Genomic DNA, 15,008 nt, shown 5'->3' on the forward strand with positions numbered 1-15,008 from the left:
GGACCGTCTGCCCGGCCCTACCAGCGCGAAACCTGGAGACTCCTGCGCCTTTTCGCCCCTCTTTGGGGTGTATTGCACTAACGTCCCCTGCGTGGTTTCAGTCGCCAGGCTGGCAGGTCGGGTGGTGGCGGGCGCCGGGGTGCTGGCGCTCTCACCGATGCTGGGGCTGGCCGGACTGGCCGGGACCGCGATGGTGGGGGCGCGGCCGGTGGTGTTCGCGGTGGCGGGGCTGGCGGTGTTCGCGTCGGTGTTCTTCCTCGGGCTGCTGCTGTGCGTGCCCAGGCCGAGGGCGGTGTGGGGGCGGTGGGTGCGGGCGGTGGCGCTGCTCGCCGTGGAGGCGCTGGTGGTCTGGCAGGCCGCCGCCGCCACGCTCGGGCCGCCGCCGTCGCCCGTCGCGCCCGCCAAGGTGGCCGGGCAGCGGGAGTGGCGGTTGCCGACGGGTTCGCGGCTGGCGTACGTGCGTACCGCGCCGAAGCGGGTCACCCGGGCGGAGCCGGTGGTGTTCCTGCACGGCGGCCCTGGAGTGGGCGATCTGGAGCGGGACGCGGCGTTCTACGGACGGCTGGCGTCCGTGGGTTTCGAGGTGTATGTCTACGACCAGCTCGGCGCCGGACGCTCCGCCCTGCTCGACGACCCGCGCGGCTACGGCCTCGACCGCGACGTCGCCGACCTGGAGGCCGTCCGCCGCCTCATCGGCGCGGAGCGCCTCAACCTGGTCGCCCGCGACCACGGGGCCCAGCTCGCCGCCGCCTATCTCGTACGCCATCCAGGCCGGGTCGCCAGGGCGGCCCTGTACTCCCCCGACGGGCTCACCCCGTCGCGCCCCGCCACCTCGGCCCTGCTCACCCCTGGGGCTCTGCCCGGCCCCCGTACGCTCGCCGTCGCCACGCTCCTCCAGGTGGATCCGGTCGCCGCGCACGCCTTCGCCGGCGACCCGGGCCTGTCGGCGCACCTCGCCCGCGTGCGCGGGGCCGCCGCGGCGCCCTGCCCCTCCCCCGCCGAGGAGGATGCCGCCGGAGGTTACGTCGCGCTGGCCGGGCGGCCGGCGCCCGCGTCGCTGCGCACGGACCTGGGGGCGGTGAACGTGCCCGTACTGATCGTCAAGGGCGCCTGCGACACGGAGAGCTGGTCGGCGGCGGCCGCGTACCGGCAGGCGCTGCCCGACGCCCGCCTCGCCTACCTCGGCGAGGCCGCGGGGCGTGACCGCAACACCGCCCATCTGCGGCTCCTGAAAGCCTTCCTCACCGACCGTCCGCTCACCGCGTACGAAGGCGACGCCCCTCCCCCGGGCTACAAGGGTCCCGCTTAGCGGTCAGGGGAGGGAGTCGCCGAGGCGGAGATGGAGGCGGGGGCCGTGGCGGGCGCTCTCGCGGATGGTCCACACGCGCTCGTCGATCACCGTCCCGTTCGCCGTCATGTATCCGCCCATCCGCAGCACCGGCCGTCCCGTGTGATCGTGGAGCAGCTGGGCGCGGGACTCGGAGTCGTCGCCGAAAAGGACGAGGAAGTCGTGCGTGTCCGCGGGCGCGTCGAGGACCAAACCAGGGTGAAGGTGAGAGTAGGGCACCTGGATAACATGTTCCGTCACGGGTCAGCGCCTACCCAGATATGACACCTTCAGTGGAAAAAGCACGCAGGATAGCGCTTTCCTCCGCTTTGGGGTGAAATATCAGGAACCTCTCTACACAGCTGGAGTCACCGACGTGCCACTGTTCGACCTGCCGCTCGAGCAACTTCGTTCCTACCTCCCCGACCGTGACGAGCCCGCCGACTTCGACGCGTTCTGGACGGCGACCCTCGCCGAGGCCAGAGAGCACGACCTGGCCGCCGAGTACGTCCCGTACGACCTGCCCCTGGCGGGCGTGGACGTGTTCGACGTGTCGTTCGCCGGCTGGGGCGGGCACCGCGTCAACGGCTGGTTCCTGCTGCCGAGCGGCGCGCAGGGCCCGCTGCCGTGCGTGATGCACTACATCGGCTACAGCGGAGGACGCGGCTTCCCGAAGGACCACCTGCTGTGGCCGGCCGCCGGGTACGCGGTGTTCGTGATGGAGACGCGCGGCCACGGCGGCGCCAACGTCAACAGCCCCGGCGTCACCGGCGACCCGCACGGCTCGGCCGGCGCGCAGGCGCCCGGCATGATGACGCGCGGCATCCTCGACCCCGCCGACTACTACTACCGGCGGGTCTTCACCGACGCCGTGCGGGCGGTGGACGCGGCGGCCGGGCATCCCGCCGTGGACGCGAGCAGGATCGTGGTGGCGGGCGGCAGCCAGGGCGGCGCCATCGCGCAGGCCACGGCCGCGCTGCACCAGGGGGTCAAGGCTGCGCTCGTCGACGTGCCGTTCCTGTCGCACTTCAGGCGGGCGGTGGAGATCACGCCGCGCGACCCGTACCAGGAGCTGGTGCGCTACCTCGCCACCCGCAGGGACGCGGCCGACCAGGTGTTCCGCACGCTGGCGTACTTCGACGGGATGAACTTCGCCGCCCGCGCCCAGGTGCCCGCGCTGTACTCGGTGGCGCTGATGGACGACATCTGCCCGCCGTCCACGGTGTTCGCCGCCTACAACCACTGGCAGGGCCCGAAGGAGATCAACGTCTATCCGTGGAACAACCACGAGGGCGGGAGCGGCTATCAGTCGGAGGAGCAGGTGCGCTACCTGCACAAGCTGCTGTCCGACGGCTGATCGGATCAGGAGGGGACCCCGCCGCGCCCGAGTCGCCTCGGGCGCGGCAGGGCCGCCTCAAGCGGGCTGCTCGGTGACCAGGAACGACACGCTCCCCTGGTCATCGGCTCCGGCGTCCAGGGACTTGTCCTCCAGCACGGTCGCCGCCACAGGGTCGAGGTAGACTCGCGCGCCCTCCGACTCGACCACCGCGTCCGCCGGTTCGGGGGCGGTGGCCAGGGTAAGGGTGAGCGAGCTGGCGCCCTCTCCCTGAGACGAGATGCGGATCCCGCTCTGGGAGGGCTCGGGCGCCGCCGCGGTCAGATCGCGGATCGCCTGGGCTGCGTTGGCTGTCAGGGTGAGCACTACGGCTCCTCCTCACGTTCGACGTTCAGGAATTGCCTGCCCTTCCCTCCACACCGCGCCTCAACCCTCCCTGACGGGTTTCTTTACCCGGAATTCGGGTCGCGGTGGACAAGAGCCCCTGGACCTGACCGGCCTGCGGGTGGGCATGGTGACGCGGCTCACAGAGCGTCGGGAGGCCGGGCCCGCTCATCCTCACCCGCCGGTCAGGTGGGGGCCGGTGCTCAGGGAGTGACGGTCCAGGTGCCGTCGCGGAGCAGGGTGCGGCCGGCGAGTTCGTTGGCTTCGCGCCACGCCTGGAGGCGGCGGGGCGTGATGTGGAAGTAGTAGTAGGACTCGGGCTCCTTGCGGGGGTCGAAGCCCGCCTTGGCGGCGAACGCGTCGCCGACGTCGGCGGGCAGCTCGCCGGCCGGCGTGGCGCGGACGGTGCCCTCCACCAGCACCACGTCGCGCACCAGTCCGATGCCCACCCGCGCCTTGCCGTTGGCCAGCAGGTTGCGGCCGGTGGGGCTGGCGCCGTTGGTCGAGACGATGATCGACTCGCCGTCCCAGAGGAACGACAGCGGCACCATGTACGGCGTCCCGTCCGCACTGGCGGTGGCCACCCAGGCGTCCACGTCGTGTTCGAGGCGCTGCAGGGTGTCCTGCTTGCGCTGTTCCGGGGTGCGTGGGGCGGGCATGGACATGCGTACGTCTCCTGTCGGGCTGCGAAGATCTAAGCCGACATTATGGACGAGTCAGCGGTCGGACGTCCGGGAGGCGGGCCGGTCAGAGCCGCAGGAGCCGGCGTCGAGCCCGGCCACCTTCCACTCCGCCCCGGGGAACGGGCTCATGAAGTGCGTCAGCAGGTCCACCGCGTAGTCGGGCACCTGACCGCCGGGGTCCAGCAGGGACACCATCTGGGGCCCGTCGGCGCCGCGCAGCGTGATCGTGTCGGCGGCGCGGCCCCCGGCGGCGAAGCCGGGTTTGGCGTCCACGCTCACGCAGGCCAGGCTGATGCCGGCGGCCTTGACCTCCTGCTTGTGCCCGACGGGCCGCATGCGCTGGTCGTAGCGGCGCAGGGCGAGCGAGGTGACGCGGCCGATGCGGACGGACTCGCGGAAGACGTCGGCGCCGACCTTGCGGCTCAGCTTGATGTCCAGCTTGACGTCCGGCCGCAGGTCGACGCCCTTGGCGGCGATCTTGAGAGTGCCGTACGACCCCTCGAAGCCGGGGGCGACGTACCCGAGCGCGGCCGGCGCCTTGAGCCCGAACGGGATCCTGCCGGGCCGCAGCCGCAGCCACGACATGCGGGAGATGCTCAGCGTGACCTGCTCGACGGAGCTCTTGCGCACCCCGAACCGCCCGCCGACGTGGTACGTCAGGAACCCGCCCGTGGACGGCACCTCCTTGTGCACGGCGAGCTTCTGCGCGGGCACGGCGTCGACGCGCAGCCCGCCGCGCACGCTGATGCGCCCGGTGGGCACGGGCTTGGAGACGAGGTCGAGCGACTGGTCGGGGTTGAGCCTGACGGTGGTGTCGGCGGCCAGGTCGCGGACGGCGAAGGCGACGTCGCCGAGCCGCCCCGACGGGTCGATCAGGCCGCCTTCGACGCTGAGCCGGCCGTCGAGCGTGTTGACGTTCCCGATCGCCTTGTAGGTGACGGCCGGCACGCTGAGCCCGGCGGCCGAGGCGTCGGCGTCCACGCCGAAGACGGCGGGCACGTCGGAGAAGCGCAGCTCGCCGGTGCCCTTGCCGGGCAGCGTGACCTTGGCGCTGAGGTGCTTGACGGGCGCGGAGTTGGTGACCCTGATGCGGGTCTTGGCGCCGTACGTGCCCTGGAAGGCGACGGAGGCGGGCACGGGGTCGATGGCGAGGTGGCCGCGCAGCCCGGCGGCCTCGGCCCGCACGTCCAGCTTGCCGAGCGTGGCGGCGGGCTCGATCCGGTACGCGGCCTGCACGGCGTTGCCCTGCGCCACCGTGATGGGCCCGAGCGACATGCCGGTGATCTTCTCCGGCAGCCCGGTCAGCCTGGCCCTGGCCTTGACGGGCACCGGCGACAGCACGTTGCTGGCGAGGTAGACGTCCAGGGTGCGGTTCTTGGGCCGGAATCCGGAGAAGCCGAACGTCTTGCCGCCGAGGTCCACCGAGACCTGCTCGGGCAGGCCGCTGACGTCGATGTAGCCCTGCAGGCCGAAGCAGCCGCGCTGGGCCACGCAGAAGGCTCCCTGCGAGCAGCCGGGACGTCCGGGGACGCAGGCGCCGTCCACCAGCGACACGCCGCCGGTCACGGCGGGGGCGGCCCGCATGCGGTCGAGGGCGGCGGTCTTGCCGAGCCAGGCGCGGGCGCGGACGTCGAGGCGGGAGCCGGTGTAGGTGAGCTTGCCTCCCTCGGAGGCGACGGCGAGCCTGCCGGGCACGGGTCCGACGGTGCCGATGAGGCCGAACCGGTCGTCGCCCCGCCGGATGTCGGCGTCCACGGTCATGGTGTGGCCTCCGGCGTCCAGGCCGGCGGTGAAGCCCTGCGCGGCCGGGGTCAGCTCGACCTGCTTCAGCTTGGTGACGCGGACGCTGGCGTCGAGGTCGCCGGTGGCCTGGTCGTAGTGGGCGGCGAGGTGCGGGCCCGTGGGGGACGTGGCGCGGTCGTGGTTGGTGAAGGCCACCTCGGCCGACCCGACGGGGCCCGACACGCCGCGGAAGCGGTAGGAGCCGCCGTCCCAGGAGGCGTCGAACTTCGCGGGGACGCCGGTGACCTGGGCGGCGGCCCTGGCGTACCGGTTGCCGAGCTTGACCCTGGCCAGCGCGGTCACCTTGGTCACCGGCCCGTCGGAGTCCCAGGTGAGGGTGTGGGCCTTGGTGTCGGCGACAAGCTCGGCGCGCTTGCGCACGCCTTCGACGACGGCGCGGACGTCCTCGCCGGACGGCGTCGTCACGTGCGCTTTATTGGCATAAATCCGTACGGACCGCACCTTGCCGGAGCTCTCCACCTTGACCGTCGAGCGCTCGCCGAGCGCCCACGACGCCTGCACGTCGTCGCGCACGCCGAGCACGGTGCCGTCCACGGTGGGCCCCGACTTGAGGTTCGCGTACGCGGCCCGCAGCGTGCCGATGACGCCCCCGGCCCGGTAGACCGCCTTGCGGGCGGCGGGGTCGAGGGTGACGTCCACGGTGGCGGGCGTGTTGGACAGTTCGAGCCGGGCCACATGGGTCCGGTCGATGCTGGCGGCGCCCACGAAGGGCCCGCCGCCCGACGTGGCGTCGAGGTGGGCGTGCGGCGTGGCCCCGTACGTGACGTCGAACCCGCGCAGCCCCGACAGCCGCCCCGACACGCCGACGGCGGCACCGTCCTTGATCATCGTGACGTGGCTGCCGCGCGGGGTGGAGATCGCGCCGCCGCCGCGCTGCAGCACCAGGCCGAGATCGCGGATGGGGGCGCTGGAGGTGTGGGTGACCCGGTGCGCGGCCAGGTCGTTGACCACGCGGACCTTGGCGGGCAGCGCGCTCAGCTCGGCCTTGATCACCGTCTGGCCGGCGGCCCGGTCGTAGAAGAGGAGGCTGGCCGGGCCCGAGGCGCCCTTGGCCGTGGCGGTGGAGAGCGTCTGCTTGTTCTTCGCCGAGCGGTACTGGGCGGTGAAGGCGGGCGGCAGCCGGTCCATCTCGGCGCGGATGACACGCGACAGGCGGCCGTCGCGGTAGACGAGGTCGTCGAGCACGGCCCGGCCCACCGTGGTCGGGCTGGTGAAGCTGACCTTGCCGCCGGACACGCGCACCGCGGCGCGGGTGCCCATGCGGTCGAGCACGGCGTGGGTGAGGCGGCGGCCGTTCACGGCGAGCGCCTCGAGCCTGGCGGGGGCGGAGGCGGCGACGTCGAGTGAGGGTTCCGCGAGGGTGGCGTTCACGGTCAGCTCGGAGGTGGCGGGGGTCTGGCGCAGGCTCACCGAGGCGCGGCCGGTCACCCCGGCGACGAGCGCGGCGGACGCGCCGGGCTCCTTGCGCTTGACGACGGCCTTGACCCGCTTGCCCGCCAGGTCCACGGTGAACGTGCCCTTGTCGGACGCCGACAGCGACGACCCACGGCGCAGGCCGTCGAAGCCGACCGAGACCTTGCCGTCGTACTCGGCCCAGACCTGCGCCCTGAGGCTCTGCCCCGCGAGGCGCTTGACGGCGAACGTGACGCCGACCGAGCCCTGCCCCGGGTTGGCGACGGGCACCAGCCCGGCGACCAGGTCGGGCTTGTCGTCGCCGGTGACGTCGGCGGCCACCGGCACGCCGACGGGCTGCCGGATCGAGCAGGACACCGGCACCTCGGCGCTCTCCACGCACAGCCGGTAGGTCACCCCCGACACCGCTTTCGACGCCGACTTCGAGGTCTGGGGCAGCACCTTCGTCGTGACCTTGCCCAGCAGCGCGCCGAGCCCGTCGAAGCCCTTGGTCACCGACTCCACCTGCTTGGCCAGGCCCAGCGGCTTGGCCTGCGAGGTGTCGGGGAGCACGTCGCCCGCGTCGGGCGCCCCCTTGCCGAACCCCTGCTGCTCCTGCACGGCGGCGGCGCCGGAGGTGACCTGGCCGACCAGGCCGGGGCCCGCGGGCGTGGTCACCTCGGGCGCGGCGGGTCCCACCCGCTGCTCGCCGGCCGGTCGCAGCGCCAGCGAGGGCTGCTTCTGGACGTTGACGACGGCGGCCGGCGGCTCTTCGACCGCCGGTACGGGCTTGACGCCGGCGGACAGCGCCTGCTGGAGCGGGGCCTGTGCCTGGGCCGGCTGGGGCACGGCGGTCAGGACCGTGCCTGCGATCGTCGTCGAAGCGAGCACGCGCAGGAGGGCGTGCGGCATTGAGCGTTTCCCCCGACCTATCTCGGTTCATCCCATCAGAAACATTGGTCACGAGATGACCACATTTCCTCACAGCCCGTCAAACCCCGCCCGACGTGGGGCTCCAATTTTTCTCCCGGGGTGGGTTTCACCGCTGCTCAGGGGCCAGAACAGGGTTCTGGACGACCTTGACGACGATCTTGCCGCGCACACCGCCCGCCTCCAGCGCCCGGTGCGCGGCGGCGGCCTCCTCCAGCGGGAAGACCCGGTCCACGGCCGGCCGCAGCTCACCCTTCGCCACGTGCCCCGCCAGGTCGGTGAGGAGCCTGGTCGTGGGCCGGCCGCTGAAGGCGCGTACGCGGGCGCGGCCGTGCCGGGCCGAGGCGGCGATGTAGGCCAGCGACGGGACGAGGCGGCGCAGGTCGAACGCGATCGCCACCATGCGCCCGCCGGGCGCGAGCAGCCCGCGGTAAGCCGGGTGCTCGGTGCCGACGGTGTCGAGGACCACGTCGAAGCGGCCCAGCTCGGACGGGGTCGTGGTGGCGTAGTCGTACGCCTCGTGCGCGCCGAGGTCGCGGACGAAGTCCAGCGTGCGGCCCCCGGCGAGGGCGGTGACGTGCGCCCCGTACGCCCTGCCGAGCTGGACGGCGACGTGGCCCACGCCGCCGCTGCCGCCGCGCACCAGCAGCCGCTCCCCAGGGCGCAGCCCGGCCTTGTCGCGCAGGGCGGTGACGGCGACCGCGCCCACGGGCAGGGCCGCCGCCTCCACGAGGTCGATCCCCTGCGGCACCAGGGCGATCTGGCGAGGGCGGACGACGACGTACTCGGCGAGGCTGCCGAACGTCCTGCCGAGCGCGCCCCACACCCGGTCGCCCACTCCCGGGCCGGTGGCGCCGGGGCCGAGCGCGGCGACCTCGCCGGCGAAGTCCAGCCCCACGCGCTTCGGGAAGCCCCGGGCCATCAGGTCCGTGACCAGCCGCAGCTCGCCCGCCCTGCCGTGCAGCTCGCCGCCGTTGACGCTGACCGCGTGCACCCGCACCTGGACCTCTCCTGGGCCGGGGACCGGCTTGGGCAGCGTGCCCGCGTACAGGACCTCGGGCGGGCCGTATCGGTCGAACAGGACCGCGCGCATCGTCTCGTTCACTGTGTTCATGTCTGCGACGCTAGCCAGCGAAACGGACGGCACTCTCCATTTCGGTTAATGTGAGAAACATGCCTGGTCATCCCTCTCAAATCGCCGAGCGGGCGCAGCTGCGCACCGACGCCGAGCACAACCGCGAGCGCATACTCGACGCCGCGCGGGAGGCGTTCTCGACGCGCGGGCTCGACGTGCCGATGGCGGCCATCGCGCGGCGGGCCGGGGTCGGCGTCGCCACGCTCTACCGGCGCTTCCCCTCCCGCGAGTCGCTCATCACCGAGGTGTTCTCCGACCAGCTCGCGTCGTGCGCGACGGCGGTCGAGGAGGCGCTGGCCGACCCCGACCCCTGGCACGCCTTCCAGAGCGCCGTCGAGAAGGTGTGCGCGATGCAGGTGGCCGACCACGGGTTCACGGGGGCGTTCCTCACCGCGTTCCCGCAGGCGGTCGACTTCGAGCGGGCGCGGCGGCGGGCCGAGCAGGGGTTCGACGAGATCATCCGCCGGGCCAAGGCCGCCGGGCGGCTGCGCGCCGACTTCGTCTTCGCCGATTTCCTCCTGCTGCTGCAGGCCAACTGCGCCGTGACCGACGGCGCCGGTGACCGGGCTCAGGCCGCGTCGCGGCGGCTGGTGGCGTACCTGCTGCAGGCGTTCCGCGCCGAGAACGCCGCACCGCTGCCGCCCGCCCCGCCGCTGGCGCTCGACCACGTCATCCCCTCCCTGTCCTGAGCGGCGCCGCGGTGGCACCTGCCGAGCAGGCGGGCGGCGGGCCGGGGCTAAGGTCGGTGCATGAGATATGACACGTTGTTCCGCTTGGACGGTTTGCGGGCCGTGGTGATCGGGGCGGGGAGCGGCATCGGCAGGGAGTCCGCGCTGGCGCTGGCCGCTCACGGCGCTCACGTGGTGTGCGCGGACCGCGACCTCGCCACCGCCACCGCGACCGCCGACGGGTGCGGCGGCAGCGCCCGGCTGCTCGACGTGCTGGACGGCGACGCCGTGCGGGCGCTGGCCGCCGAGGAGCCGGCCGACGTGCTGGTGTTCACCGCGGCGACGAACGTGCGCAAGCGGCTGCTCGACTACTCCAGCGAGGAGTTCGACCGGGTGGTGGGGCTCAACCTGCGGGCCTCCTTCGACGTCGTACGCGCCTTCGGTGCGGGCATGGTGGAGCGGGGCAGCGGGTCGATCATCGGGTTCGCCTCCATCCGCGCCTTCGTCACCGAGCCTGGCCAGGGCGTCTACTCGGCCACGAAGGCCGGGCTGGTGCAGCTGCTGCGGACGGCGGCGGCCGAGTTCGGGCCGAGCGGGGTGCGGGTCAACGCCGTCGCGCCCGGCATCGTGGAGACGCCGCTGACCCGCCAGATCAAGGACGACCCGGCCTGGTACGACGCGTACGCCGCCAAGAGCGCGCTCGGACGCTGGGCCGCCCCCGACGAGCTGGCCGGCGCGGTGGTCTACCTGGCGAGCGGCGCGTCCAGCTTCGTCACCGGCTCCGTCCTGTACGTGGACGGCGGCTGGACGGCCGTGGACGGCCGCTTCGACCCACCCACCTGACACGCCTTCAAGACACGTGGAACCCGGGCCCGCCCCCTTGGCCGGGAGCGGGCTCAAGGGCGGGCTGGGGCCGGTCGGGGTGGGGTCAGGGGCGGATGATGGCCATGCGGGTGACGGTCAGCTCCTCGATGGCGAAGCGGGGGCCCTCGCGGCCCGCGCCCGAGTCTTTGACACCCCCGTACGGCATGTTGTCGGCGCGGAACCCCGGCACCTCGTTGACCACCACTCCCCCGGCCTCGATGCGCTCGATGGCGGCGAACGCCGTGGCCAGGGAGCGGGTGTAGACGGCGGCGTGCAGGCCGTACCGGGAGGCGTTGACGGCGTCGAACGCCGCGTCCAGCGAGGGCACGGAGCGCACGCACACGACGGGCCCGAAGATCTCCTCGTCCCAGGCGGCGGCCCCGTCGGGCACCCCTGAGAGCACCGTCGGCGCGATGGACCTGCCCTCGCGGTGCCCGCCGGTGACCACCTCCGCCCCGGAGGCGGCGATCCAGCCGAGGACGCGGTCGGTGGCGGCCGGGTCGATGAGCGGCGCCACGCGCGTGCCGGGCAGGCGCGGGTCACCGACCTCCACACCTTTGACCCGCGCGGCCACCAGCGCGGTGAACGCCTGCGCCGCCGCCGCCTCCACCAGCACCCGCTGCACGGAGATGCACGCCTGCCCCGAGGCGTAGTAGCCGCCCCTGACGACCGCGTCGGCGGCGGCCTCCAGGTCGGCGTCCGCGGCCACCACGAGCGCCGCGTTCGAGCCCAGCTCCAGCAGGACCTTGGTGGGGGCGGCGGCGCGGGCGATGGCGTGGCCGGCGGCGGCCGAGCCGGTGAAGGAGACGGCGCCGATCCGCCGGTCCTCCACCAGCCGTTTGCCCACCTCGACGTCGCCGGTGACGAGCTGGACGGCCTCGGGCGGCAGCCCCGACTCGCGCAGCAGGTGCACCAGCCAGAGCGTGGCGAGCGGGGTGGCGGGGGCCGGCTTGACGATCACCGGGCAGCCCGCCGCGACCGCCGGAGCGATCTTGTGGGCGGCGAGGAGGAGCGGGTAGTTGAAGCCGGTGATGCCGACGACGACGCCGATGGGGCGGCGCGTCCAGAACCCGATCAGGCCCTCGCCCGAGGGCAGCAGGTCGAGCGGGACGGTCTCGCCGTGCAGCCGGGCGACCTCCTCGGCGGCGCTCTCCAGCGTCACGAGTGTCCTGTCCACCTCGACGCGGCAGTCCACCAGCGGTTTGCCGGTCTCCAGCACCAGCAGCCGCTCGAAGTCGTCCCGCCTGTCCCGCAGCGCGTCACGGGCGCCGATGAGGGCGGCGCGGCGGGCGTGCGAGGGCAGCGCCGCCATCGCCGGCGCGACGCCGAGCGCGGCGTCCAGGGCCCGCGCGGCGAGCTCGGGCGTGCCCAGCGGCGCGGCGGCCACCTCGCTGCCGTCGTAGGGGAAGATCACCGGACTGGTGTCCGCGGTCTCCGCCCAGCCGCCGCCGATGGGCAGCCCGCCGGGCCACTCCTGCTTCATGACCGCCTCCTCAGGCTTCGGGATCTCGTCAGACATGGGCGCTCGGGAAGACGTCGAGGTAGGCGGGGGCGCCGTCGCGGCCGGTGGCCGACAGGACGGCGTGGGCCACCGCGCGGCTGAACGCGTCGGCGGCCGCCGCGAGGATGTCCTGGAAGGCGTCGTGGCCGGGCGCGGGGGCGGCGCAGGTGGCCAGGCCGAAGACGGTGTCGCCGTCGGTCATGGTGTGGGCCGGCCTGATCGCCCTGGCCAGCCCGTCGTGGGCGACCCCGGCGAGCTTGCCGCACTGGGCCTTGCTGAGCGTGCGGTCGGTGGCGACGACGCCGATCGTCGTGTTGAACGACGGCGCCCGCTCGGGAGCCCACGCCGCCACCTCGCCCGGATCAGGCGCTCTGAGGTGGGCGAACTCGCCGGGAAGGCCGTACCTGGCGCCGGCGAGCGTGCCGTCGAGCGGGTCGAGTACGGATCCGGCGGCGTTGACCACGCCGAGCGCGGCCACGGTCGTGCCGTCGTCCAGGACGGCGCTCGCCATGCCGGCCCCGCCGGCCAGCCCGCCCGCCACGGCCCCGGTGCCCGCGCCCACGCTCCCCTGGCCGGGAACGGTCCCGTCCAGGGCGGCGTCGTACGCGGCGGCGCCGAAGGAGGCGCCGGGGGTGGCACGGAAGGCGCCGCCCCTGCCGAGGTCGAAGATGACCGCCGCGGGCACGATCGGCACCACGCCGCCCGCCACCGGGTAGCCCACCCCGGCGTCGGCCAGCCGGTCCACCACCCCGCAGGCCGCCGCCAGCCCGTACGCGCTGCCGCCCGTCAGCACCACGGCGTGCACCCGCTCGACCAGGTTGCGCGGATCGAGCAGCTCGGTCTCACGCGTGCCCGGCGCGGCCCCGCGCACGTCCACCCCCGCCACGGCCCCCTCGCCCGGGCACAGGACGACGGTGGTGCCGGTGCGGTGGCCGTCGTCGGTCCGCGTGGCGTGCCCGACCCGCAGCCCGGCCACGTCCGGCAGGCCGTTGGCGGGTCCTGGCCGCATCAGTGGTCCCCGGTGAGGAAGCGCCTGGCGGCCTCGGCGAAGACGCGGGTGCCGCGTACGATGTCGTCGAGCTCGACGTACTCGTCGGCCTGGTGGGCGATCCACTTGCCGCCCGGGCCGTACACGACGGAGGGGACGCCGCCCCAGTGGGTGAGCACGGTGCCGTCGGTGGTGCCTGGCACGCCGCCGTAGACGGGCTCCTCGCCCGTCACCGTACGGTGGGCGGCGGCCAGCGCGGCGACCACCGGGTCGGTCACGGGCACGTCCACCGGCGGCCGGTCCACCAGCACGCTCACCTCGGCGGTGATGCCGTCGGCGGCGGCGAGCGCGGCGACCCGGTCGGCGACGTCCTTGTGCTCGACGCCGGGGATCGTCCGCACGTCCACGAAGACCGAGGCGACCGCGGGGATGACGTTGACCTGCTCCTGGGAGCCGGCCTGGAGCACGGTCGGGGTGACGTACACCGCGCCGAGGTGCTCGTGGGCGGGGTGCGCGGCCTGCAGCTCGTCCTGGAGCGCGCGCAGCCCGACGAGCAGCGGCCCGGCGGCCTGGATGGGGTTGCGGCCGTGCTGCGGCATCGCGCCGTGCGCCATCTTGCCGGTGAGGTCCACGCGCAGCCGCAGCGCGCCCTTGGCGACGGCGCAGATCTCGCCCGCCTCGGGCTCGGCGACGATGGCGCCGTCCACGTCGGCGGCGAGTCCCTCGGAGACGAAGTGGTGCGCGCCGATCATCAGGCCCTCCTCGTCGGCCAGCGCGCACACCTTGATCCGGCCAGGGAACGGTCCCGCGAGCTGGAGCGCGCGGGTGGCGTAGAGGGTGGCGGCCAGGCCGGACTTCATGTCGGCGCTGCCCCGGCCCCACAGCTTCCCGTCGCGGATCTCGCCGCCGAACGGGTCGACGGTCCACGCGGACAGGTCGCCCTCGGTGACGACGTCGGTGTGTCCCTCGAACATCAGCGTCGGCCCAGGACCGCCGCCGCCCTCGACGACGGCGACCACGTTGGGGCGGCCGGGCGCGGCCTCGTACACGACGGGGTCCCAGCCCCACTCGCGCATCTTGGCCGCGACCAGGTCGGCTGCGGGCTGCTCCGAGCGGCCCTTCGCCGGGTCGTTGGTGCTGGGGACGCGCACCAGCGCCTGCGTGAACGCCACCACTCCGTCGGCGTCGACCTCGATCATGTCCATCCCTCCAGCGTCGGTACGGCCTCCAGCAGCGCCCGCGTGTACGGGTGGGCGGGCGCGGCCCAGACGTCGTCCACGGGCCCGGTCTCGACGATCTCGCCCCGGCTCATCACGGCCACGCTCTCGCACACGTGCCGCACCACGGACAGGTCGTGGGAGACGAACACGAGCGTGAGCCCCAGCTCGTCGGCGAGGTCGGCGAGCAGGTTGAGTATCTGCCCGCGCACGGACACGTCCAGCGCGCTGACCGGCTCGTCGGCGACGAGCACCGCGGGCCGTGGCGCGAGCGCGCGGGCGATCGCGATGCGCTGCCGCTGCCCGCCGGAGAACTGGTGCGGGTAGCGCTCGGCGGCGTCGGCGCTCAGCCCGACGGCCTCGAGCAGCTCGCTCACCCGGTCGCCGGCGGGCTGGCCGAGCGCGACGAGCGGCTCGGCGACGAGGTCGCGGACGCGCATGCGCGGGTCGAGCGAGCTGAGCGGGTCCTGGAAGACGATCTGCAGGTTCTCGCGCAGGAAGCGCAGCCGCCGCTCGGGCAGGCCGGTGATCTCCTGGCCGTCGAAGCGGATGCTGCCCGCGGTGGGCCTGTCGAGCCCGCACAGCAGCCTGAGCAGGGTGGACTTGCCCGAGCCCGACTCGCCGACGATGCCGAAGCGCTCGCCGCGGTGCACGGTCAGGGAGACGTCGCGCAGGGCGCGCACCTCGGCGCCCGGCTTGGTGAGCGAGGTGCGGGGGCGGCGGTAGACGCGGCTGAGGCCGGTGACCTCGATGAGCGGGCTGCCTGACATGTCGTTCTCC

General features: G+C 73.9%; 13 protein-coding genes. 4 read left to right on the forward strand and 9 right to left on the reverse strand.

The window, feature by feature from the left end:
* The first annotated feature begins 91 nt into the window (after window positions 1–91).
* Window positions 92–1,309 (forward strand): alpha/beta hydrolase, encoded by a 1,218-nt coding sequence (locus tag ACFFR3_RS11750; protein ID WP_379483089.1) that lies wholly within the window; start codon window positions 92–94, stop codon window positions 1,307–1,309.
* A gap of 3 nt (window positions 1,310–1,312) precedes the next feature.
* Here ACFFR3_RS11750 and ACFFR3_RS11755 read toward each other — a convergent pair whose 3' ends face one another.
* Window positions 1,313–1,540, reverse strand: a complete 228-nt coding sequence (locus ACFFR3_RS11755; protein ID WP_364377096.1) for a hypothetical protein — start codon at window positions 1,538–1,540, stop codon at window positions 1,313–1,315.
* Window positions 1,541–1,703: 163 nt separating this feature from the next.
* Between ACFFR3_RS11755 and ACFFR3_RS11760 the strand changes: the two genes are divergently transcribed.
* Entirely contained in the window at window positions 1,704–2,684 is a 981-nt protein-coding gene (locus ACFFR3_RS11760; protein WP_345402971.1) for an acetylxylan esterase, read from the forward strand.
* A 57-nt stretch (window positions 2,685–2,741) separates the two neighbouring features.
* Here ACFFR3_RS11760 and ACFFR3_RS11765 read toward each other — a convergent pair whose 3' ends face one another.
* The 4 genes from ACFFR3_RS11765 to ACFFR3_RS11780 all read right to left on the reverse strand — a co-directional run bounded on the left by ACFFR3_RS11765 (window position 2,742) and on the right by ACFFR3_RS11780 (window position 8,969).
* Window positions 2,742–3,029 (reverse strand): HesB/IscA family protein, encoded by a 288-nt coding sequence (locus ACFFR3_RS11765; protein ID WP_364377092.1) that lies wholly within the window; start codon window positions 3,027–3,029, stop codon window positions 2,742–2,744.
* Window positions 3,030–3,250: 221 nt separating this feature from the next.
* A complete protein-coding gene (locus tag ACFFR3_RS11770; RefSeq protein ID WP_345402965.1) occupies window positions 3,251–3,712 on the reverse strand; it encodes a pyridoxamine 5'-phosphate oxidase family protein in 462 nt (153 codons plus the stop codon).
* Between the two features lie 51 nt (window positions 3,713–3,763).
* Window positions 3,764–7,837 carry a hypothetical protein gene (locus ACFFR3_RS11775; RefSeq protein ID WP_379483090.1) on the reverse strand — a complete coding sequence of 1,358 codons (4,074 nt, stop codon included), beginning with the start codon at window positions 7,835–7,837 and terminating at the stop codon, window positions 3,764–3,766.
* A gap of 127 nt (window positions 7,838–7,964) precedes the next feature.
* Entirely contained in the window at window positions 7,965–8,969 is a 1,005-nt protein-coding gene (locus ACFFR3_RS11780; RefSeq protein ID WP_379483091.1) for an NAD(P)-dependent alcohol dehydrogenase, read from the reverse strand.
* 59 nt (window positions 8,970–9,028) lie between these two features.
* On the opposite strand from ACFFR3_RS11780, the gene ACFFR3_RS11785 reads away from it, so the two are divergent.
* Complete coding sequence (locus tag ACFFR3_RS11785) at window positions 9,029–9,679, forward strand: TetR/AcrR family transcriptional regulator (protein ID WP_345402947.1); 651 nt, start codon at window positions 9,029–9,031, stop codon at window positions 9,677–9,679.
* Window positions 9,680–9,739: 60 nt separating this feature from the next.
* Entirely contained in the window at window positions 9,740–10,501 is a 762-nt protein-coding gene (locus ACFFR3_RS11790; protein ID WP_364377085.1) for an SDR family NAD(P)-dependent oxidoreductase, read from the forward strand.
* An 85-nt stretch (window positions 10,502–10,586) separates the two neighbouring features.
* On the opposite strand, the gene ACFFR3_RS11795 is transcribed toward ACFFR3_RS11790, so the two are convergent.
* From ACFFR3_RS11795 to ACFFR3_RS11810, 4 genes are read right to left on the reverse strand one after another with little or no spacing between them, the layout of a single operon-like run.
* Window positions 10,587–12,005, reverse strand: coding sequence for an aldehyde dehydrogenase family protein (locus tag ACFFR3_RS11795; protein ID WP_379483092.1), 1,419 nt, complete (start codon window positions 12,003–12,005; stop codon window positions 10,587–10,589).
* 28 nt (window positions 12,006–12,033) lie between these two features.
* Entirely contained in the window at window positions 12,034–13,032 is a 999-nt protein-coding gene (locus tag ACFFR3_RS11800; RefSeq protein ID WP_379483093.1) for a P1 family peptidase, read from the reverse strand.
* Window positions 13,032–14,216, reverse strand: a complete 1,185-nt coding sequence (locus ACFFR3_RS11805; RefSeq protein WP_364377080.1) for a M20 family metallopeptidase — start codon at window positions 14,214–14,216, stop codon at window positions 13,032–13,034. The genes ACFFR3_RS11800 and ACFFR3_RS11805 overlap by 1 nt, the downstream gene beginning before the upstream one ends.
* Complete coding sequence (locus tag ACFFR3_RS11810; protein ID WP_379483094.1) at window positions 14,207–14,998, reverse strand: ATP-binding cassette domain-containing protein; 792 nt, start codon at window positions 14,996–14,998, stop codon at window positions 14,207–14,209. Before ACFFR3_RS11810 ends, ACFFR3_RS11805 begins: the two co-directional genes overlap by 10 nt.
* Window positions 14,999–15,008: the final 10 nt, after the last annotated feature.

The sequence above is a fragment of the Nonomuraea salmonea genome (assembly GCF_042428605.1).
In the GTDB taxonomy this organism is placed as follows: Bacteria; Actinomycetota; Actinomycetes; order Streptosporangiales; family Streptosporangiaceae; genus Nonomuraea; species Nonomuraea salmonea.